Source organism: Francisella sp. AG1 (assembly GCF_057683165.1).
This window is the reverse complement of record NZ_CM173135.1, coordinates 540,935-560,781: the sequence shown is the minus strand read 5'-3', so window position 1 is coordinate 560,781 and position 19,847 is coordinate 540,935. Positions and strand designations below refer to the sequence as shown.

The window sequence follows — 19,847 nt, the reverse complement described above, 5'->3', positions numbered from 1 at the left end:
ATGCAATATAAAACGAAAGCAAAAAAATCCTTGGGGCAAAACTTTCTCCAAGATGAAAATATAATTAGAAAAATAGTGCAACTAGCCAATATTAAAAAAAATGATATTACCCTTGAAATAGGTCCAGGACTAGGTGCTTTGACTAGACATTTACTCTCTAGTTGTGATAATGTTAGTGTTGTTGAATTTGATTCAAGTATTATTGATTCGCTTATAGATAACTGTAAACAATATGGCTCAGCAACAATATATAATGAAGATTTCTTAAAATTTGATATAGCCCATATTGCTACACAAAAAATAAAATTAATTGGTAACCTACCATATAATATCTCTTCCCCGATTCTATTTAAAGTTATAGATATAAGCGACAAGATAACAGATGCTCACTTCATGCTACAAAAAGAAGTAGTCGAGCGAATAGTTTCGCAACCCAACAGCAAAACTTATGGTAGATTATCAGTTATCTTACAGTACCATTTCGACTGTAATATGATTTTAAAAATACCTCCTGAAGTATTTCATCCACAACCTAAAGTTGACTCTGCAATACTTCGATTAATACCAAAAAATAAAAAGCTAGCTCTAAAGAATTACACTTTTTTTGAACAAATAGTAAAACAAAGCTTTGCGCAACGTAGAAAAACCTTGCATAATAATTTAAAGGATATAATAAAAAAGCTTAACATTGATCCATACTCTCTGCCTATTGATACAAAACTTAGAGCAGAAAATTTAACTGTAGAGGACTTTGTAAGTTTAGCTAACTTTTTAAGTTAAGGTACAACAAGAGATGGCTACATATGTTATTGGTGACGTACAAGGCTGCTACGATGAACTACAACTATTATTAAATAAAATAAATTTTGATTTACAAAAAGATAAACTTATTTTTGCTGGCGATATCATCAACAAAGGGCCTAAATCCCTTAAAACTATAAATTTTATAATCTCCCTTGGTGATAGCGCTAAAATAGTATTAGGTAATCATGAAATACTTTTTTTAGCTATTAGTTATGGCTATTTACACTCAAGCAATAAAAATACTTTCGACGATATCCTTGATGCTCCTAACCTCAAAGATATTCAAAACTGGTTATCCAACCAATCCCTTCTAATAAATATTGATAATATATATATAACTCATGCAGGAATACCTCATATTTGGTCGCCTAAAAAAGCTATAAAAAGAGCCCGAGAAGTTGAATTTGTCTTAAAGAATGAAACTACACGTAAATTACTTTTAGCAAATCTTTTTAACAATGTAGGAAAGAAATGGAATAAAGAGCTAGAAGGTACTAAACGATGGCTTTGTATACTTAATTATTTCACAAGAATGCGTACTATAGATAAATCAGGGTGCCTTAATTTAAGTTTTAGCTCTACAGTTGAACAAGTCCCTGATAATTTCAAACCTTGGTTTAAACTCAAACATAAAAAATTAAAAAACAAATATAAAATAATATTTGGTCACTGGGCAGCTATCAAGGGAGAAACAAAAGATAATAATATTATTGCTCTAGATACAGGTTGTGTCTTTGGAGGTAAATTAAGTTGCTATAATATTGAAACAAATAAGAAAATTTCTATAAAAGCTTTAAAAAGCTACAAGGACATATAAAATATGGATATTTTAGTAATTAATGGGCCAAATCTTAATTTACTTGGGTTAAGAGAGCCTGAAACATACGGAAACAAATCACTATCTAATATTAATGATGATTTATCAAGCATGGCCGATGAATATAAAGTAAAAATAGGATTTTTCCAGAGCAATCATGAGGGAGAAATCATTGATAAAATCCAACAAACTAAGGCAAAATTTATTATTATAAATCCTGCTGCTTACACGCATACAAGTATTGCGATAAGAGATGCTTTTTTAGCTATAAATAAGCCTTTTATTGAAATACATCTATCTAATATATATAATAGGGAAGAATTTAGAACTAAGTCGCTTCTATCAGATATAGCCTATGGATGTATATTTGGGTTTGGACCAAATGGTTATAAACTAGCTTTAATAGAAGCAATAAACTACATAAATATGAAAGGAGAGTAACAATAATGGATTTACTAAAAGCAATTGATAAAGTGGCAGAGATTCTTAACTCAAGTGATATCAAGGAAATTAAAGTTAAAGATGGCGGCTCATGTATTTTTATGACTAAAAATAACACAGCTGTAGCAAATGTTGTTTCTGCACCGATTGCTAATAGTGTAGCACCAGCTGCTAGCATGTCTGACTCATCTAATATTTCATCTACACCGGTAGAAGAAAAAGAAGAAATCAATGGTGAAGAAGTAAAATCTCCTATGGTAGGAACTTTTTATGGTGCTCCATCACCTGATGCTGCTGCTTATGTCAAAGAAGGGCAAGAAGTCAAAAAAGGTGATGTCCTTTGCATAATAGAAGCAATGAAAATTATGAACAAAATTGAAGCTGAGAAAGCTGGAAAAATTATTAAAATCCTTGCTAAAGATGGCGACCCAGTTCAATTTGACCAACCTCTATTTATAGTTGAATAATACATTTATCAATTTATAAATCAAATAGAGTCTTCGTAAATCTAGTATAAACTTTTAAAGGTAATACAAAATGATTAAAAAAGTGTTAATTGCTAATAGAGGTGAAATAGCCCTAAGGATTTTAAGAGCTTGCAGAGAAATAGGAGTTCAGACTGTTGCAGTATACTCTACAGCTGACGCTGATCTTATACATGTTAAATTAGCTGATGAAGCTGTTTGCATAGGTCCTGCTGCCCCCAATCTTAGCTACTTAAATATTCAAGCAATAATAACTGCTGCAGAAATAACTAATGCTGATGCTATACACCCTGGCTATGGTTTTTTATCGGAAAATGCTCAATTTGCAAAAGCAGTTGAAGAATGTGGCTTTATTTTCATCGGTCCACGCGCAGAAAGCATAGAAGTAATGGGTGATAAAGTTGAAGCTATTAAATACATGCAAAAAGCCGGTGTACCTTGTGTACCTGGTTCCGGTGGGCCACTAGGAAGCAATGATAAAAAAAATCTAGATATCGCTGAAAAAATTGGCTATCCAGTAATTATAAAAGCTGCTGGCGGTGGTGGCGGCCGTGGCATGAGTATTGTTAGAAAGAAAGAGGATTTAATTAGTTCTATTTCTTTAACAAAAAGTGAAGCTAGAATAGCCTTTAATAACGATATGGTTTATATGGAAAAATTCCTCGAAAACCCTCGTCATATTGAAATTCAAGTGTTTGGAGATGGTCAGGGTGATGCAATATACCTTTTTGAAAGAGATTGCTCAACTCAAAGAAGACACCAAAAAGTTATTGAAGAAGCTCCAGCAATTGGGCTTACAGATAAGCAAAGAAAGCTTATTGGTCAGCAGTGCGTAAATGCTTGTAAAATACTAAAATATCGTGGCGCTGGTACATTTGAGTTTTTATATGAAAATGGCGAGTTCTACTTTATTGAAATGAATACAAGAATCCAAGTAGAACACCCTGTGACAGAATCTATAACTTCTACAGATCTTATTAAAGAACAGTTAAGGGTTGCTAACGGTGAAGGTTTAAGTTGGAAACAAGAAGACTTAACAATAGTTGGTCATGCTATTGAATGTAGAATTAATGCTGAAGATCCTGAAAAGATGATCCCATCTCCTGGAAAAATTGATATGTACCATCCACCAGCTGGTCCAAGAGTTCGTGTTGATTCGCATATCTACTCTGGCTATATAGTTCCTCCTAATTATGATTCTATGATATCAAAGGTTATCGTACGCGGCCATGATAGAGAATCAGCTCTTCAAAAAATGCGTGCTGCTCTAGAAGAAATGGTAATCAGTGGTATTAAAACCAACATACCTCTTCATCAAGAAATTCTAAATAATGAAGAATTCATAAAAGGTGGAACAAATATTCACTTTTTAGAAAAAATGTTAGAACAAAAGCATAAATCCAAATAGATCAATCTGTCATTGTATATCTACATTTAATTTTCTTTCTTTTTCTTATATAATTCCTATCAATAATTAAATTTAATAATTAATGGTAGGCTATGCATAATTTCCAAAATTTTATCAAAAATGTTCGCGAGTCAAAGAACTTAGAACTAAAAACTATCTCAGATGCTATTAATTTATCTGAGGAAACCCTTCATAATATAGAAAATGCTAATAATAATGATCTACTACAAAGCTCTGGAAGCCTATTTAAAAATCAAATTAGAAGATACTGTGAATATCTTGAAATCCCAGAAAAAAAAATTGTTTCTATTCTCAACAAAATTGATGTTCTATATTACAAAAAATCCAGATATGGGAAACTCAAAACATTTGACTATATTAATAGAGCAATTATATTAATAATAGCTCTAGCAACTATTATTTTAGTATCAAAACAGGTTAGAGATAGTATTAATACAGCAAGTATTAACTCTACTGAAAACTCAAAATCCTCAATTATATACACCCCTATTAATTATGGTATAGAGAAACCTAAAACAAATGAAGAAACTACTGCTAAAGAAGCCGATAACAACGACTCTGAACAACCTCACACAAGCATGCCTGAAGAAAAAAAGCTAAATGAAAAAGAATTGGTTGCCCACCCTCCTACAACAGCTAATATGGATAATATAGTTATTGACCCACCTTCACCAGACTAAATAGTTAAAACCTATCTAAAACAAAATATTTCTCATCTAGATCTATAACCTATCAATAAAATATACTAAGATTACAATACAGCCTAACTAAGTTAATCAAATAATGAATATTTTAAACAATATCCTTCTAAGAGTGCAGAACTATTCAATATCTTATATTTTATTTATAGATTTTTTAATATGCCTAATACTTAGCCTAATTATAATAGTCTTTGGAAGCTTACTAACTATAAAGCATAAAAATACAGTTAGATCTTCTTTTATAAAATCTTTTAAATTAACTCTTTATTTAGTTATTTGGTCATACTTTGTCAAAACATGTATTGACTTACCAGTTATAGTAAAACTTCCCAACTATAAAGATATGATAGTTTCCTATTCTGACAAGATATTTGACTTTTTTATTTATGTTGCAATTATAATTAGTTTATTTAAATTCCTCTACCAAAGTAGACAAATAACTATAGATAAGAAAAAAGCTAAAAATATCAGTGGTTATGATGACTTTAGAGATATTAATGCTATTTTTAAAGCTTTAGAGCTTGGTGCTATAGTAATTTCAATCATTTTAATTTTAGCTGCCTTTCGTGTACCTCCTACTGCTCTAGGAGCATTCAGCGGGGTCGCTATAGCTGGATTGACGCTTTCTCAAAGCACTCTTTTAACCAATTTTTTTGGTGGACTATTTGTTGTCTTCAATCGTAAATACTCTGAGGGTGATATTATTGCATCTGATATAAATTCTTCAATAAAATTTAGTGGAGCAATTAAAAAAATAGGTATTTTAACAACTCGAGTAGACAGCTATGAAACTGCTCCAATGCACATACCAAATTCTGTATTTCTAAATACTTGTATAACTACTACATCACGTCGTACACATAGACGTATACTACAGTTTATAACTATTGACTATAATCATCTTGAGCAAATCAATTTAATTAAAGAGAAAATTCTCGCTATATTAAAAACTCACCCAAATATTGATCATACAAAAACCATTAGTGTCTCGCTTGCTTCTGGAGGAACATTTATAGGCAATCGTACTGAAGGAAGTTTTGGATCAAATGGTATTAATATTCAAATATATGCTTTAGTCAACAAAGTCTTTTTTACAGATTTTGTAACAATACAAGATGAGTTACTTTTAAATATAGCAAAAGAACTAAAAAACATGGAAATAAAATTTGCTATTAATCCAATCACTATACATAATAATCAACAACTTAATTCAAAATAGTTAATTCTTTTATATCTTTTATATTTTCTAAACTCATAAATAATCTATCAAAACCTAAAGCCACTCCTGAACATTCTGGAATACCCTCTAAGCAGTTTAATAATTTATCATCAATATCTAGGATTTGCTTACCTTGCTCTTTACGAAGTTTTAGATCACTTTGAAAACGCCTTGACTGTTCTTTTTTATCTATAAGCTCATAATAACCATTAGCTAACTCAGTTCCATTATAAAAAACCTCAAACCTTGCAGCAACCTGCTGGCTATCTTTATCATTCACCTTCTTAGCTAAAGCTGATTGGTGAACAGTATAATCATGGATAAAATATATAGTATTTTGTTGTTTAAGTTCTTTCTCAATTTTATAACTAAAAAGAATATCTAAATAATCTGCAATAGTTGGATTTGTTAGACCTTGGATCTTACCAACAACCCTTTCGACCTCGCTCTTTAACTCTAATAAAGTAACATCATGAGGATTAAAATTATAGTATTTTTCAAAGACCTGTTGATAACTTAAATATTTAAATTGCAGACATGATTTAACTGATAAAAATAAACTTTCCATCTCTTGCATAAGTTCAAAATAATCTATTCCAACCCTATACCATTCTATCATTGTGAATTCATGATTATGTAATCTACCACAAGGTTCATTACGAAATGCCTTACATATTTGATATATGCTTCCACTGCCAGCTGCTAATAACCTCTTCATCGCATATTCAGGAGAGCTCTGTAGATATTTTTTACCTGCTATAGTATCTATAGCAAAAACCTCTATAAATGGATCTGTAGCACCATAATCATATGCCAAAGGAGTATCAACTTCTAACACCTCTAAGTCTTTAAAATAATTACGAATTTTTTCTAAATATTCAGCTCTTTTTATAATATTTTCTAAGCTCATTTAATGACTCTAATTTTACTTACACTAACCAAATCAAACTCTAAGACACTATTTTCATTATCCAGAAGCAACAGCTTAAGATCTTTTGATACTCCCTTAGCTATCCCCTGGTATACTTTGTTAAAATACTTAAAACTAATACTTTTATCTAGAATAAAATCATATTCTGAAAATTCCTGTAATGCTTGCAGATTCTGTTTATCAAAATGTTTAATAATACTTTTTACTAAACTAACTATCACTTTAGATATGTTAACTTCTGTTTTATTAATGATAGCTAATGACGTCCAATGCCTGTCAATATTCTCACCAATATCAAGCATATTTACATTTATGCCAACACCAATAATAATATCAAAACTTGTTTTTTTAATATTTTTTGTCTCAATAAGTATTCCTGCTATTTTTTGATCTTTGAAGTAAATATCATTTGGTAGTTTTACTTTTAAATATCTCTGAAATTCTTGAGGAATATATAGTTTAATAGCCTCCAAAACTCCCAGCGCTACTTTTACACTTCTTAAAGAATCTTTTGCAATACTAAAATTACAATGAAAACCTAGGGTTGAATATATATTATCCTTATTTTCTGAAACCCATTTACTACCACGACGCCCACGCCCTTTTGTTTGTGAATCAGCATAGCAGAAATGATATTTATGTGTATAAAGCTTACCTAAGAGGTAATCATTAGTTGAATCTATTAGCTGATAATACTCAACATCTATATTCCCTATATCAGCAGTTAATTCTCGCTCTATATATATCTGATCTTTCATTTTTGGAGCTCTTTAATATTTAATGATAAATTTACCTGTCCTAAAAATTCTTCTTTTTGCAACTGATAGCAAGCTTTTATAGTATCACCAATAGCTATTTGCTTTACTATCTTATTATCAATAGCATTAAACCATATAGCTTTAATTGACTTGTTGCTTTTATAACACAAAACTAATTGGGCATGATTTTTATCTTTACCAACAAAGCGAATTTTTTCAATAGTAAAATCATTACAGAATATAGGCTTTTCAAATTCTCTACCAAAAGGTTCTAAAGAATTTATTTTTTCTAAAGTCTTTAAATTAAAATCATTATCATCAAGTTCGAAGTCATATTCTATACACACATCTAAAACAATATTGTTATCACTAAGCAAGCTAGTAATTTGATTTTCAAAAACACTATAAAATTTATTAAAATCACTTTTTTTTAACGATAATCCAGCAGCTCCCTTGTGACCACCATATTTAATTATAAGACCTGGCTCTAAAGTTACAACACGATCTAATATTTTTTTTATATGAATATCGTCAACACTTCTAGCTGATCCAGAAATAATACTTGAGTCACTCTCTGTTTCAGAAAAAATTATAACGGGTTTACCATACATATCTTTGATTCTACTTGCAGATATACCATGAATGCCTGAATGCCCATTTTCAAGCATTATACATAAAGAATTTTTATTATGATTTAAATCTGCTGCTTGTACTATAGCCTGCTGTGTAATCTTTTTTTGAATTTCTTTACGCTGATTATTCTGATCTTTAAGATTTTCAAAAATAGCTTCTATTTTTTGTTTATCTTCCTCAAGTAAAAAGCTAACTGAACCTAATGCATCTGAAACTCTACCATCACTATTTAAGATAGGCGCTATACCAAACCCTATATATTCACTAGATAACTTATCTTTTTCAATAAAATCCCAACATAAACGACTATTCTTTCTTAATTGTTCTATTCCAAATTTAGTAACTATACGATTATTATAGCTATTTGCCATGCTTACACAATCAGCTACTGTACCAATAGCTACAAAATCTAACAAATTACTTAAGCCATAAGTTTTAGATACATTTTTTTTATTTTCAATATATTTTCTCCGCAAAGCCGCCATAAAAAGCCAAGCAACCATACACCCTGCAATAGCCTTATCTGGATAATCACAACCTGGTTGAGTCGGATTAAGAACAGCTATAGCACTCTTTGGAGCACCCTCTGATGGTATACCATGATGATCTGTCACAATAGTTTCTATACCGTTTTTTTTAAGCATCAAAATACGTGGCTCATCAGTAGATCCATTATCTGCTGTTAAAATTAAACTAGGTCTAATATTGTCAGAAAGAATCCTATTCATCAATGATTCTGATAAACCATATCCTTCTTGCATCCTATGGCCTATATAAGATCGTATTTTCTCTTTTGGATAACCAAAGACTTTTGTTAATGCTTCATAAAAAATTGCATGCGAAGTCTGGCCATCACAATCATGGTCAGTCTCTAATCCGATAACCTCACCATTTTGAAGTGCTGTATATAATCTATTTACACCTTTATCAATATCTTTGAATAAAAAAGGTGAGGATAAATCTTTTATTGAACCATTTAGTATTGAGTCAATATTATCAACACTTGTTACTCGAGCAGAAATTATCCTAGCAGAAAAAGCATCATAACCCTTAGCCAAAAGATTTTCTAAAATATTTTGATTAAGCTTTTTTTGTTTGATTAACATAAATTTATCTTAGAGGCTTCCCTTCTTCCTTTAAGGTGATTTCTAAACATATTAACTCCCGACATAAATAGCAATCCTAAAGGTATTGCAAAAAATATACCCCATAATCCCCACATTCCACCAAAAATAAGGATCGCTGAAACCACACCTACTGGATGCATATTTAAAACTTCAGAAAATAAAAGAGGTACAAGTAAATTACCATCGAGAGCTTGGATAATGAAAAACACCACTAACATTGATACAAAAGTACCATTTAAACCAAATTGCAATATACCGACCATTATTACTGGTATAGTAATCATTGCCATACCCACATAAGGTATAATAACAGATAGTCCAACACCAAATGCTAACAATACAGAATAGTTCATATCAAAGAATGCAAACCCAATATAGGTAATTACTGATACTAAAATAAATTCAATTGCCTTGCCTCTTACATAGTCTGCTAGTTTAGGTTTAAGATCATTCCATACATAGTATAACGCTCCATTTTCTCTTGGTAAGAAACCTTTAAACCATGTAATAATCAACTCTTTATCTTTTAAAAAATAAAATACCATTAATGGCACTAAAAATAGGTAAATTAAAACAGAAAATAATAATGGTAATGTTGTGGCTGTATTTTGTAGAATAAATGAGCCAACATTAGAACTAATTTTTTTCCAATCAATATTATCAAACCACGTCACAATTGAATTGATCCGATCATCTGTCAATAATGTTGGATATTTTAATGACAGCTCTTGAAGGCTTAGTTTAAGTGATGAAAGGGTATGTGAAGCTTGTTTAATAAAATCTATCAACTGATTAATGATGATTGGAAATAAGACAAATATCACAGAAAATAAAACGATCAAAAATATTATATAAACAAAGTAAACTAAGAATATTCTCCTTATTTTAGTAAATTTATACAATATAGTTACGAAAGTATCGAGTAAATAGGCAATAACAAGTGCTGCTAAAATCGGAGCTATATAATCACCTAAAAAAGCTAAAACTAGATAAAAAAACAACATCAAACCAACGAACATGATTGGTTCGCTATTTAAATACCTATTTTGATACCAAGATCTTATTGTTTTTAAAACCATTTAGCTAAGACAGTTATTTTGATAATTGTTGATATTTTAACAGTTTTAAGAAATATTTGAATATATTTAAAATATCGGCAAAGAATATTGAATGAAAAAATAGATAAATTAATTATTCATTTTTCTTTTCCTCATTTATCCAATACTCCATTAAGATAATCATAATAAATATTTTTTTAATAAACTCTAAGATGATAAACAAAAGCTTTTAGGCAGTATCAATTATTTTAACCATCTATTTATTAGCTAGTTAGTTTTGCTATTTTATTGATAATTTTTAATTATAATTACATATATAGCATTTAATTTGGTGGTATTTATGAGAATTTTAATTGTAGGAGCTGGACCAACTGGGTTATCCGCTTCTGTTGAATTAGCATACAATGGAATTAAGCCTAGAATTATTGAAAAAAGAAAAAATTCATCCAATCTTTCAAGAGCTATAGGAATAGTCCCTGCGACATTATCTCGATATGAGCATATAGGAGATATAAAAGATAAAATCTTACATGAGGGTGTTGCTATTAAACAAATAAATGTTTTCTTAGGAGATAAATCTATACTAAACTTAAATTTAGAAAAATACCTAAATTCAGAAACAATAATATCCCTTCCTCAAGATAGAACAGAAGCGATAATTGAAGATAAATTAAATAATTTTGGTTGTAAAGTAGAGTATGGAACCGAGCTAATAAAATTATATATTAATGAAGACTCAACTATCACAGCTATACTTAGCAATAATGAAGAAGCTATTTTTGATTATGTAATTGGGGCAGATGGTGCTCATAGTAAAGTTAGAGAATTAATGAATATTGAACAAAAAGGATATGTACTTCCCGAAGCTTGGCATATTATTGATTTTTATACCAAATCAACCAACATAGATGCAGCTACAATACGTAAGATAGGAAGCACTATATTTTTTATGATGCGCATGGCAGACAAAAGATATAGAATTGTATCAAATAATAAAATCAATCTTGACTCTTTACCTTATGAACTTGAAGTTGATCATACTTATAGGTCTGCCAGCTTTAAAATATCCATCAAGCAAGCTTCAACATATGTAAAAGGTAATGTCATTCTATGTGGAGATGCAGCACATACTCACTCACCCGTAGGTGGCAGAGGGATGAATTTGGGTATAGCTGATGCATTTGCTGCTGTCAATGCTATATTAGATAAAGATTTAGATAATTATAATATTAAGCAACATAAAAAAGGTAAAGAAATAATAGCTGTAACAGAAAGAATTAGAAATTTTATTGTCTCTGATAATACATTTAAACAAATAGCTTTTAGAGTACTTTTATTTATTATTTCAAAGTCACAAAAGCTACAGAAAAAGCTCGCTCAGACATTAGTAACTTTTTAAAATTTTTTACTTTTTTATTGTTATTACTGCTGGAATAATTAATGTCACAACAATTCCAACAATTAACATCATATCAAAGCTTATAGTTGACATATCCATATTACCTACTGGAATAAATCCAACGATAATAGCAACTATACAACCTATACAACCTAATAACGCCATAATAATAGTTCCCAAAGGACCTTTACATATTTCGTATTGCCCTTTTTGTAAAGGTTGACTTATTTTTAATTTAACTGCTGTGATAAACATTAAGATATATGCTATCACTGCCAACTGTGCAGTTAAATCACTAAGGTACCAATATGCTTCATTCACAGATGGCATAAAAATATAAGAAAAACAAAATATTGTAAACACTAACGCTTGAGTTATTAACATTGTATCTGGAGCATCATTCTTATTAGTTCTACCAAAAATTTGTGGCAAAATTTTGTCATTACTCACAATCATAAAAGCTCTTGATAAGCCCATAATCCAAGCTGAAGTTGTCGTGAAAGCTCCAAATATTAATGTTATAGCTATAAGATATGTCATCCATGGCATATTAATTTGACTAAAAAAATAATCAAAAGAAACCATTAGTCCAGTTACGATGTCAACATCACCTACTTTTAATTGACTACTTACTATTATTACTGCAATATTAGATAAAATTAAAGACCCTAATATAACTGACCCTGAGATCAGTAATGCCTTAGGGAAGTTCTTTTTGGCATTTTTAACATTAGCTGCGTGAATAGCACTCATTTCTAAACCGAACAAACTAAACATAACCGTTATAAATAGAGCCCAACTATTTATATTATTTCCTGATGGAATAAAGTCAGTAGCAGTTGGCAAAACTATATCATTTGTATGAGACATTGACCATATTGCAGCAATTATTATAATAATAAACATTGGTAAAAGAGTACCAATAATAGCGCCAAGAGTACTTACTGTACTAGATGTTTTAATTCCAAACAAATTAATTGCCGTAGCACTCCAAAACATCACTAAACTCATTGATATCATATACCATGGATTAGCTACTAGCTCACCAGCATTTTGAGCCGTCAAAGGCGCAATTACATATGCTATTACACCTGCAAAAAATCCACAAATCGATGGGAACCATACTAGGTTATATACCCACTGTATCCAGATAACTAAAAACCCTAACCTCTTACCAAAAGCTTTTTTTACCCATATATATATACCACCAGTCTCATTAGCTGAGCCTGTAGACATCTCAGCTGTTAATAATGCACAAGGAACTAAAAAGAAGATTCCAGCTAATATATAAAAAGTTACAACTATCCACCCTGCCTGAGCAGTAATAGAAATATTTCTTAAACTATCTACAGCAATAATATTTATCATTATCAGTCTAATTAAGCCAAATTTTTTGCTACTAATAATCTGTTCCATAGCTATTTTTTTACTTCGTCAATATCAGCGTTTAGTATATACTTAAAGCAATTCTATAACAACTACAGCCAACGCTACTTTTATGAAACTTAAACTCTTTATTCTTGGTGTTCTAATTAGCGTAACTAATTTATCATATTCTGCAGATAATGCTTATATTTGTAGTGATAAAATACTTAAGAACCCAATAAAACCCTCAAATATTAAAAATCAGATAAATTTTACAAATTGGGCTGACTATATATCTCCAGAAATAATCCCATGCTTCTCAAAACTATCAAATACTAGAGTTAAGTATATATATACTTCAGATGATAATATGACTCGTGCTAAAGTCATGACAGGATCTTCTGGTTTTGAAGTTATTGAACAAGGAGCCTTGTACTTAAATAATGAAATTGCTTCAAATGCCCTTATAAAGCTAGATAAATCGAAACTACCAAACTTAAAATATCGTAATAAAGCAGTTTATGATAAAGTCTCTCAGATAAATGATCCTGGAAATCAATATGCCGTAGTATATAGCTATGGCACAACAGGCCTAGCATACAATAAAGAAGAAATAGCGCAAAGCCTTGGTAAAGATGTTATACCCAATAGCTGGAAATATATCTTTGACAAAAAATATCTTAAAAAAATATCTTCATGCGGTGTATCTCTTCTTGATGAACCTGAACAAATATTTGGTAATTATTTCTTCTATCACGGTATTGATCCAAATACAAATAGCAAGGCTGAGTATGAAAAAGCAGCTCTAGATATTATTAAAAATATTCGTCCATATATTAAGTATTTTGATAGTAACAAGTACCAAAATGATTTCACGGCTGGCAATCTTTGCTTAGTTATGGGTTATTCTGGAGATGTAATCAGATCCGTAGCTAGAGCAAAAATTGTAAATCCAGATATTACTCTAGCCTATGTAGTCCCTAAAGAAGGCACCAACATCTGGTTTGATATGCTTATTATTCCTAAAGGAGCTAAAAATTTAGATAAAGCTTATGCATTAATGAACTACATTATAGATCCTTACGTATCTGCTCAAAATAGTAACTATCTATACCAGCCGAATGCTATTACACAAAATAGTGAATATCTTGATAATATATTTAGCGATACTAATATTCAACCTACTGATAAAATGATTAAAAAGATGTATGTCTTAAACATCCATAATACTGAAATGCAAAGCTTTATAAGTAGATTATGGATGAATGTTAAATTTGGTATTGAATTTACTCCAAAATATTACAAAAAATAATATCTCTACAAATTACTTTACTCTAAAGTACTAAAACTAATTCTTCACAGCAATGTTTATATCTATAATGGATTAAATATAACTAATTAATTATTATATAATGCAAGTACCTCAAAAATTAACGACAAGCAAGCTAGTCTTAGAACCAATAGATGTTAGTCATGCCAAATTAATTAATGAAGCATTAATAGAATCTCATAATGATTTATCAAAATGGCTCGATTGGTGTACTAAGATTCCAACTCTAAATCAAACTATAAGTTTTTGTGAATACTCAAAACAACAGTCGGAAAAAAAACTGCATATGGTTATGAGCATATTCCTAAAACAAGGTACTTATATTGGTAATATTAGTTTAACCAGAAACTCTATAGATGATAATTTTTTTGAATTAGGATACTGGTTAAGATCCTCTCAAGTAGGAAATGGATATATGCTTGAAGCTGTAAATTCCTTATTAAAATTCACATCTATTCATATGAAAACATATGAAATATTACTAACTACTGATAGTACAAATATCAAAAGCCAAGCTGTTGCAGAGAATGCAGGCTTTAAGCTTAAAAGAATCATTGATAATGATATATATGGTAAAAATAAAATAAAAAGAAATACAAAACTATATACTTATGGCTAATTATATCAATCCTAACTGATCAAAACCGACACTATTCAATGCTCCATAAAGAATAACTGCTACAGAATTTGATAAATTCAAACTACGACTGTTTTTATGCATAGGTATCTTTATTTGAGCTTCTTGAAGCTGTTCGAGCACTTCCACTGGGAGACCTCTAGTCTCAGGGCCAAAAAGTAAAATATCATCACAGTCAAAATTTACTTGATGATAATATTGCTTAGCTTTAGTTGTACAAGCCCATATTTTATTAGATTTATTGACTTGGTAAAACTCATCAAAGTTTTTATAAATTTTTAGGTCTGCAAACTCATGGTAATCTAAGCCTGCTCTTCTAAGCTGTTTATCTTCTAACTTAAACCCCAATGGTTCTATTAAATGAAGATTTGCTCCCACATTTGCACACAAACGAATAATATTTCCAGTATTAGGAGGAATTTCTGGCTCAAACAAAGCTATATTTATCATAAGCTAACTCTTTATCCACGTTGCCACATCTAATGCAGCATAAGTAAGAATAACCTTCGCCCCTGCTCTTTTCATAGATATTAAAGTCTCAATTGTAATCGCTTTCTCATCAACCAGGCCTGCTTTGGCGGCAGTTTTTATCATCGCATATTCACCACTTACATGATAGGCTGCAATTGGTAGATCAATTATATGACTAAGCTCATTAATAATATCAAGATAACTTAGTGCTGGTTTTACCATTATAAAATCAGCGCCCTGCTCAACATCTTCTACTGCTTCACGAATTGCTTCTTTCTTATTACGATAATCCATCTGATAAGTCTTACGATCACCTGTTAAAGATGAATCACAAGCACTCCTAAAAGGTCCATAATATGCTGATGCATATTTTACAGAGTATGACATAATAGCAATTTCTTTAAAATTAGCTTCATCTAGAGCTTCTCTCATAGCCAGAATCATACCATCCATCATACCACTTGGAGCTACAATATCAGCACCAGCTTCTGCATGTGATATAGCTGTTTTTTGTAAGATTTTTAATGTTTTATCATTATCAACATTCTCATTGTGATCTAATATCCCACAATGCCCATGTGTAGTAAAACTACACATACATACATCTGTGGCCACTATGATATCGGGAGCAAGTTCTTTGATTTTTCTAATTGCTTGTTGAGTAATGCCATCTGGATTATAATTTTCTGATGATACAAGGTCTTTTACTTTTGGCACACCAAAAACCATCAAACTTTTTATATTAGCATTTTTTACCTGCTCAATTATTTCACCAAACCTATCAATTGACCAATGGTATTGATTTGGTAAGCTTGAAATTTCTTTTTTAATGCCGCTACCATGTACCACAAATATAGGATACATTAAATCATCAGAACCCAATGTAATCTCAGCAACCATGTCTCGAATCCCCTGAGATCTTCTTAATCTGCGCGGACGTGAAATTGGAAAACTCATAACTTTAGCCTACTTTTTATTTAAGTTAGGGTTTTTTCTATATATAACTAATATATTACCTATCATCTGTACAAGTTCAGACTTTGTTGCTTTAGTAATTTTATCAGCTATTTCCTGCTTTTCTTCTTTTGGCAAGCGTCCAGCTTTAACTTTTATAAGCTCATGTGATGCTAATGCTAAATCTATCTCAAGTAACACATTTTCTGTAAGTCCTTTATCACCCATCAACACTACTGGTTTTAAGCTATGAGCTTCTGCTCTTAATCGTTGTTGTTGTTTTACTTCCATTTTTTTTCCTATTTTATAATTTCTAGTATTAAATTTTCTAAAATTAGCTCTTTATCAACATTTTTAAAATTAGCAAAATATTTTTTTGCCTCAAGAGCCTTATGATACATCTTGTATAAATAACTTTCTTCTAACTTAGTTGCAATATATTTGATAACGGCTAACTTATCATAATTAGCAATGTTTTGACTTTCTCCATCAAGTTTATAATAATAAACATCAATAATTATACTTGTTAACCAGTAAAGGGTATCTCTAAAATGTGGATTAGCTTCTTTTAGAAAAACATTAGGATTTATTTGGTTTACTAACACTTTCATTAAACTATTTCTAAGCTGCCAAAACTGCTGTTCTAGCTTTATTTTGGCAATCACATTTATATCACCTCGAGTCATTTGCAAAGACTTCTCTACAGCCACTTTAGTCATTCCAAAAGTATATTTGAGGTATTTATACTTATCTTCTTGATCAAATTCTATATCATAAACAAGTGATCTACTTTTAACAGTTGCTAAAACATCTCTATAACTCTTTGTAAACATCAAGAAAAAAGTATTTTCCGTTGGTTCTTCCAAAGTTTTTAACAGAGCATTTGCAGCTGATTCATTTAAAAGATCAAGCTCTTCTATGATAATAATTTTAGCCAAATTATTATGGGCTGTTAATTCACAATTTTTAATTATCTTTTTTATTTCTGCTACTTTAACTTCATCGTTTTCAGAAGCTGCTATCATTACATAAGGAGATTCGCTATAGTCTTTAACTTCTTGAGCAAGTAATAATTGACTTAAAGAATTAATAAAACTATCCAGCAAAACAGCTTCTTTCACTCTAAACAAAAAAGCATGATGCAAAGTGTTTTTAGCTTTTTGCTCTAAAAAAGTATCTAAAAGTTTCTTATGTGCGTTTAACGATAACACGTTTATCCTATATTATTTTACGTGCATACAAAAAATTTGTTAGCGTTTTTTTAACCAAAGCAAGCTTTGATTTTAAAAAACCTTTATCTTTTTTTCTAACAAAACTAACTTCATATACATCATGTTGTTTATCCAATAGGTCCATTAAATAGTCATCATATGTTTGAATTTTATCAACCAATCCTAATTCAAGTGCATCTTTACCAAACCAATATTCTCCAGTTCCAACCTTACTCATATCTAAACTAGGTCGATACGTTAAAATATGCTTTTTAAAGAGCTCATGGATATTTGCAAGATCTTGCTTAAATTTTTCACGACCTTCATCAGTATTTTCACCCATAGTAGTAAGTGTGCGCTTAAACTCTCCTGAAGTATGCATTTCAACATTTATGCCATTTTTCTGTAATAGCTCATGGATGTTTGGCACCTGCCCGATTACACCTATTGAACCAACAATTGCGAATGGTGCCGATATTATTTTATGCCCAACAGCAGACATCATATATCCACCACTTGCAGCTACTTGATCAATACAGATAGTTAAATTCAGTCCTGATTGACGAATACGTTCTAACTGTGCTGCTGCAAAACCATAACCGTTAACAACTCCACCTGGACTATCTATTCTAACAATAATTTCATCTTCTGATTTAGCCACAGCTAAAATAGTAGAAACTTCCTTACGTAAATTTTCAACCTGAGAAGCATGAAGATCACCTTTAAAATTAATTACAAAAACTTTTTCTTTTGGACTATTTTGCTTCTCTAATTTTTTTTGTTCTTTAAGCTGTTTCTTATATTCTTTTTTATCTAATAAAGTTTCTAAAACTGTTTGTTTAGTTTCTTTATAGTCATCACCTATTTTACTAATCTCTAGCTTACCTTTAGCAAGTTTAGTAACCTCTTGTTTTGCCCTAGCTAATAATGAAAAAAAGCTACTAATAATGAAAACTATAGCAAAAACTATAAGTACAACACTAAGCATAAAAAAAACAAAATCTACAAAATTTTGATACCACATACAATTTTAACCTTAACTATTTATTTGCTCGCAAAGTTTTTAAGAGCGAATCATTAGCATTGCCCTTTAAATTAGCTTTCTTAACAGAATCTCTAGCAAAAACTCGTTTTTTATAATCAAATACTGCTCCAAAAGTTTCATCAATAACAAAACCTTCTGCTTCTAAACAAATGATCAAAGCTGCAATATAACAATCTGCTAAAGTGAAGCCAGATGATACAAAAAAGTCAGAATCTCCAAAAGCTTTTTCCATAGTTAATATACTTTCTTTTAAATCTTTAAATAAAGATTTAAGCTTTGTCTTATTCTCCCTATTTTTTCTAATTTCATCAAGCACTGGATATAATTCATTATCTATTTTTTCTAATGATAATCTAATCTTGATGCGATCATTCACCAAACTTGGTAAAAGCCCTGGTGCTGGGAATCTTTCATCAATATAGATTAACAACGCTTTTCTATTATTAATACTATAATCTTTTTCTTTTAAAACTGGAAATATCCCATTAGGAGAGATCTTTTTTACCAGATTAGGGTCTAAATCTCCGGCTTCAACAACTTCCATAGCCATTTTTTTCTCTGCTAAAGCTATTCTAGCCCTAAGCGAATATGGACAATATTTAGTTGTGTATAGTGTAACTTTCATCAAAAATACCTTTTATGGATTAAAACAATTACTCTTATTTGCTATAATTGTCAGATAATAAAAACTAGTATCAAATTTTACCATATTTGTGGATAACTACAATATAGACGACCAAGGCTTTTTACTTAACTTTGATAGTTGGGATATAGATTTTTGCAAAAAAACCGCATATGATGAGGATATTGCTTTATCTTCAGAGCATATACTTGTTATTAATTTTTTACGTAACTTTTACAAAAAAAACCAAAAATCTCCTGCAATAAGAGATCTTGTAAAAGCTTTAAAAGAAAAACATGGAGAAAAAATCGGTAATAGTTTGTATTTACAAACGTTATTTCCAGTATCTCCAGCTGTGCAAGCTGCAAAACTTGCAGGATTACCAAAACCAAAAAGATGTATATAACAAT

22 protein-coding genes are annotated in these 19,847 nt (G+C 30.4%); 11 read left to right on the top strand and 11 right to left on the bottom strand.

The genetic code is table 11. The annotated features are described in order from the left end of the window. From rsmA to ACR0PV_RS02765, 7 genes are all read left to right on the top strand, one after another. On the top strand, positions 1–780 hold the full coding sequence (gene rsmA / locus ACR0PV_RS02795) for a 16S rRNA (adenine(1518)-N(6)/adenine(1519)-N(6))-dimethyltransferase RsmA (protein ID WP_488173492.1): 780 nt from the start codon (positions 1–3) through the stop codon (positions 778–780). Positions 781–793: 13 nt separating this feature from the next. Next, positions 794–1,621, top strand: coding sequence for a symmetrical bis(5'-nucleosyl)-tetraphosphatase (locus ACR0PV_RS02790; protein ID WP_488173491.1), 828 nt, complete (start codon positions 794–796; stop codon positions 1,619–1,621). Positions 1,622–1,624: 3 nt separating this feature from the next. Continuing rightward, positions 1,625–2,062: a type II 3-dehydroquinate dehydratase gene (gene aroQ / locus ACR0PV_RS02785; protein WP_488173490.1), complete on the top strand. Its 438-nt coding sequence runs from the start codon at positions 1,625–1,627 to the stop codon at positions 2,060–2,062. Positions 2,063–2,067: 5 nt separating this feature from the next. Further along, positions 2,068–2,529: an acetyl-CoA carboxylase biotin carboxyl carrier protein gene (accB, locus tag ACR0PV_RS02780; protein ID WP_488173489.1), complete on the top strand. Its 462-nt coding sequence runs from the start codon at positions 2,068–2,070 to the stop codon at positions 2,527–2,529. Positions 2,530–2,599: 70 nt separating this feature from the next. Next, positions 2,600–3,955 (top strand): acetyl-CoA carboxylase biotin carboxylase subunit, encoded by a 1,356-nt coding sequence (gene accC, locus ACR0PV_RS02775; RefSeq protein WP_488173488.1) that lies wholly within the window; start codon positions 2,600–2,602, stop codon positions 3,953–3,955. Positions 3,956–4,047: 92 nt separating this feature from the next. Beyond that, complete coding sequence (locus tag ACR0PV_RS02770; protein WP_488173487.1) at positions 4,048–4,656, top strand: helix-turn-helix domain-containing protein; 609 nt, start codon at positions 4,048–4,050, stop codon at positions 4,654–4,656. 103 nt (positions 4,657–4,759) lie between these two features. Beyond that, positions 4,760–5,896 carry a mechanosensitive ion channel family protein gene (locus tag ACR0PV_RS02765; protein ID WP_488173486.1) on the top strand — a complete coding sequence of 379 codons (1,137 nt, stop codon included), beginning with the start codon at positions 4,760–4,762 and terminating at the stop codon, positions 5,894–5,896. On the opposite strand, the gene epmA is transcribed toward ACR0PV_RS02765, so the two are convergent. The 4 genes from epmA to ACR0PV_RS02745 are packed head-to-tail and all read right to left on the bottom strand — an operon-like array spanning position 5,883 to position 10,424. Then, positions 5,883–6,806, bottom strand: coding sequence for an EF-P lysine aminoacylase EpmA (gene epmA / locus ACR0PV_RS02760; RefSeq protein WP_488173485.1), 924 nt, complete (start codon positions 6,804–6,806; stop codon positions 5,883–5,885). The genes ACR0PV_RS02765 and epmA overlap by 14 nt on opposite strands. Beyond that, positions 6,803–7,585 (bottom strand): biotin--[acetyl-CoA-carboxylase] ligase, encoded by a 783-nt coding sequence (locus tag ACR0PV_RS02755; protein ID WP_488173484.1) that lies wholly within the window; start codon positions 7,583–7,585, stop codon positions 6,803–6,805. The genes epmA and ACR0PV_RS02755 overlap by 4 nt, the downstream gene beginning before the upstream one ends. Then, positions 7,582–9,324, bottom strand: coding sequence for a single-stranded-DNA-specific exonuclease RecJ (gene recJ / locus ACR0PV_RS02750; protein ID WP_488173483.1), 1,743 nt, complete (start codon positions 9,322–9,324; stop codon positions 7,582–7,584). The genes ACR0PV_RS02755 and recJ overlap by 4 nt, the downstream gene beginning before the upstream one ends. Continuing rightward, positions 9,318–10,424, bottom strand: a complete 1,107-nt coding sequence (locus ACR0PV_RS02745; RefSeq protein WP_488173482.1) for an AI-2E family transporter — start codon at positions 10,422–10,424, stop codon at positions 9,318–9,320. The genes recJ and ACR0PV_RS02745 overlap by 7 nt, the downstream gene beginning before the upstream one ends. A gap of 319 nt (positions 10,425–10,743) precedes the next feature. Here ACR0PV_RS02745 and ACR0PV_RS02740 point away from each other — a divergent pair, with 319 nt between their 5' ends. Further along, positions 10,744–11,802 carry an FAD-dependent oxidoreductase gene (locus tag ACR0PV_RS02740; protein ID WP_488173481.1) on the top strand — a complete coding sequence of 353 codons (1,059 nt, stop codon included), beginning with the start codon at positions 10,744–10,746 and terminating at the stop codon, positions 11,800–11,802. 6 nt (positions 11,803–11,808) lie between these two features. Here ACR0PV_RS02740 and gadC read toward each other — a convergent pair whose 3' ends face one another. Further along, positions 11,809–13,218, bottom strand: coding sequence for a glutamate transporter GadC (gene gadC, locus ACR0PV_RS02735; protein WP_488173480.1), 1,410 nt, complete (start codon positions 13,216–13,218; stop codon positions 11,809–11,811). Positions 13,219–13,300: 82 nt separating this feature from the next. Here gadC and ACR0PV_RS02730 point away from each other — a divergent pair, with 82 nt between their 5' ends. Both ACR0PV_RS02730 and ACR0PV_RS02725 read left to right on the top strand, forming a co-directional pair. Continuing rightward, complete coding sequence (locus ACR0PV_RS02730; protein ID WP_488173479.1) at positions 13,301–14,479, top strand: polyamine ABC transporter substrate-binding protein; 1,179 nt, start codon at positions 13,301–13,303, stop codon at positions 14,477–14,479. A gap of 100 nt (positions 14,480–14,579) precedes the next feature. Further along, positions 14,580–15,116: a GNAT family N-acetyltransferase gene (locus ACR0PV_RS02725; protein ID WP_488173478.1), complete on the top strand. Its 537-nt coding sequence runs from the start codon at positions 14,580–14,582 to the stop codon at positions 15,114–15,116. Here the strand turns inward: ACR0PV_RS02725 and trmL are convergent, their stop codons facing one another. From trmL to sspA, 6 genes are read right to left on the bottom strand one after another with little or no spacing between them, the layout of a single operon-like run. Then, positions 15,117–15,584: a tRNA (uridine(34)/cytosine(34)/5-carboxymethylaminomethyluridine(34)-2'-O)-methyltransferase TrmL gene (trmL, locus tag ACR0PV_RS02720; RefSeq protein WP_488173477.1), complete on the bottom strand. Its 468-nt coding sequence runs from the start codon at positions 15,582–15,584 to the stop codon at positions 15,117–15,119. Positions 15,585–15,587: 3 nt separating this feature from the next. After that, positions 15,588–16,562, bottom strand: coding sequence for a porphobilinogen synthase (hemB, locus tag ACR0PV_RS02715; protein ID WP_488173476.1), 975 nt, complete (start codon positions 16,560–16,562; stop codon positions 15,588–15,590). A gap of 9 nt (positions 16,563–16,571) precedes the next feature. Continuing rightward, positions 16,572–16,850 carry a ribosome assembly RNA-binding protein YhbY gene (gene yhbY, locus ACR0PV_RS02710; protein WP_488173475.1) on the bottom strand — a complete coding sequence of 93 codons (279 nt, stop codon included), beginning with the start codon at positions 16,848–16,850 and terminating at the stop codon, positions 16,572–16,574. Positions 16,851–16,858: 8 nt separating this feature from the next. Then, on the bottom strand, positions 16,859–17,770 hold the full coding sequence (locus ACR0PV_RS02705) for a DNA polymerase III subunit delta' C-terminal domain-containing protein (RefSeq protein WP_488173474.1): 912 nt from the start codon (positions 17,768–17,770) through the stop codon (positions 16,859–16,861). Between the two features lie 7 nt (positions 17,771–17,777). Beyond that, positions 17,778–18,794, bottom strand: coding sequence for a protease SohB (sohB, locus tag ACR0PV_RS02700; RefSeq protein WP_488173473.1), 1,017 nt, complete (start codon positions 18,792–18,794; stop codon positions 17,778–17,780). A 16-nt stretch (positions 18,795–18,810) separates the two neighbouring features. Further along, positions 18,811–19,440 (bottom strand): transcriptional regulator SspA, encoded by a 630-nt coding sequence (gene sspA, locus ACR0PV_RS02695; RefSeq protein WP_488173472.1) that lies wholly within the window; start codon positions 19,438–19,440, stop codon positions 18,811–18,813. Positions 19,441–19,528: 88 nt separating this feature from the next. Between sspA and ACR0PV_RS02690 the strand changes: the two genes are divergently transcribed. Further along, positions 19,529–19,843: a TusE/DsrC/DsvC family sulfur relay protein gene (locus ACR0PV_RS02690; protein ID WP_488173471.1), complete on the top strand. Its 315-nt coding sequence runs from the start codon at positions 19,529–19,531 to the stop codon at positions 19,841–19,843. The last annotated feature ends 4 nt before the right edge of the window (positions 19,844–19,847 follow it).

What these genes read in the sequence shown, in the direction of transcription:
- ACR0PV_RS02740 (WP_488173481.1), top strand. Translation starts at nt 10,744, where the DNA reads ATGAGAATTTTAATTGTAGGAGCTGGACCAACTGGGTTATCCGCTTCT.
- ACR0PV_RS02745 (WP_488173482.1), bottom strand. Translation starts at nt 10,424, where the DNA reads ATGGTTTTAAAAACAATAAGATCTTGGTATCAAAATAGGTATTTAAAT.
- ACR0PV_RS02755 (WP_488173484.1), bottom strand. Translation starts at nt 7,585, where the DNA reads ATGAAAGATCAGATATATATAGAGCGAGAATTAACTGCTGATATAGGG.
- accB (WP_488173489.1), top strand. Translation starts at nt 2,068, where the DNA reads ATGGATTTACTAAAAGCAATTGATAAAGTGGCAGAGATTCTTAACTCA.
- gadC (WP_488173480.1), bottom strand. Translation starts at nt 13,218, where the DNA reads ATGGAACAGATTATTAGTAGCAAAAAATTTGGCTTAATTAGACTGATA.
- aroQ (WP_488173490.1), top strand. Translation starts at nt 1,625, where the DNA reads ATGGATATTTTAGTAATTAATGGGCCAAATCTTAATTTACTTGGGTTA.
- ACR0PV_RS02725 (WP_488173478.1), top strand. Translation starts at nt 14,580, where the DNA reads ATGCAAGTACCTCAAAAATTAACGACAAGCAAGCTAGTCTTAGAACCA.
- rsmA (WP_488173492.1), top strand. Translation starts at nt 1, where the DNA reads ATGCAATATAAAACGAAAGCAAAAAAATCCTTGGGGCAAAACTTTCTC.
- ACR0PV_RS02730 (WP_488173479.1), top strand. Translation starts at nt 13,301, where the DNA reads ATGAAACTTAAACTCTTTATTCTTGGTGTTCTAATTAGCGTAACTAAT.
- ACR0PV_RS02770 (WP_488173487.1), top strand. Translation starts at nt 4,048, where the DNA reads ATGCATAATTTCCAAAATTTTATCAAAAATGTTCGCGAGTCAAAGAAC.
- ACR0PV_RS02790 (WP_488173491.1), top strand. Translation starts at nt 794, where the DNA reads ATGGCTACATATGTTATTGGTGACGTACAAGGCTGCTACGATGAACTA.
- ACR0PV_RS02765 (WP_488173486.1), top strand. Translation starts at nt 4,760, where the DNA reads ATGAATATTTTAAACAATATCCTTCTAAGAGTGCAGAACTATTCAATA.
- yhbY (WP_488173475.1), bottom strand. Translation starts at nt 16,850, where the DNA reads ATGGAAGTAAAACAACAACAACGATTAAGAGCAGAAGCTCATAGCTTA.
- sspA (WP_488173472.1), bottom strand. Translation starts at nt 19,440, where the DNA reads ATGAAAGTTACACTATACACAACTAAATATTGTCCATATTCGCTTAGG.
- accC (WP_488173488.1), top strand. Translation starts at nt 2,600, where the DNA reads ATGATTAAAAAAGTGTTAATTGCTAATAGAGGTGAAATAGCCCTAAGG.
- trmL (WP_488173477.1), bottom strand. Translation starts at nt 15,584, where the DNA reads ATGATAAATATAGCTTTGTTTGAGCCAGAAATTCCTCCTAATACTGGA.
- epmA (WP_488173485.1), bottom strand. Translation starts at nt 6,806, where the DNA reads ATGAGCTTAGAAAATATTATAAAAAGAGCTGAATATTTAGAAAAAATT.
- hemB (WP_488173476.1), bottom strand. Translation starts at nt 16,562, where the DNA reads ATGAGTTTTCCAATTTCACGTCCGCGCAGATTAAGAAGATCTCAGGGG.
- sohB (WP_488173473.1), bottom strand. Translation starts at nt 18,794, where the DNA reads ATGTGGTATCAAAATTTTGTAGATTTTGTTTTTTTTATGCTTAGTGTT.
- recJ (WP_488173483.1), bottom strand. Translation starts at nt 9,324, where the DNA reads ATGTTAATCAAACAAAAAAAGCTTAATCAAAATATTTTAGAAAATCTT.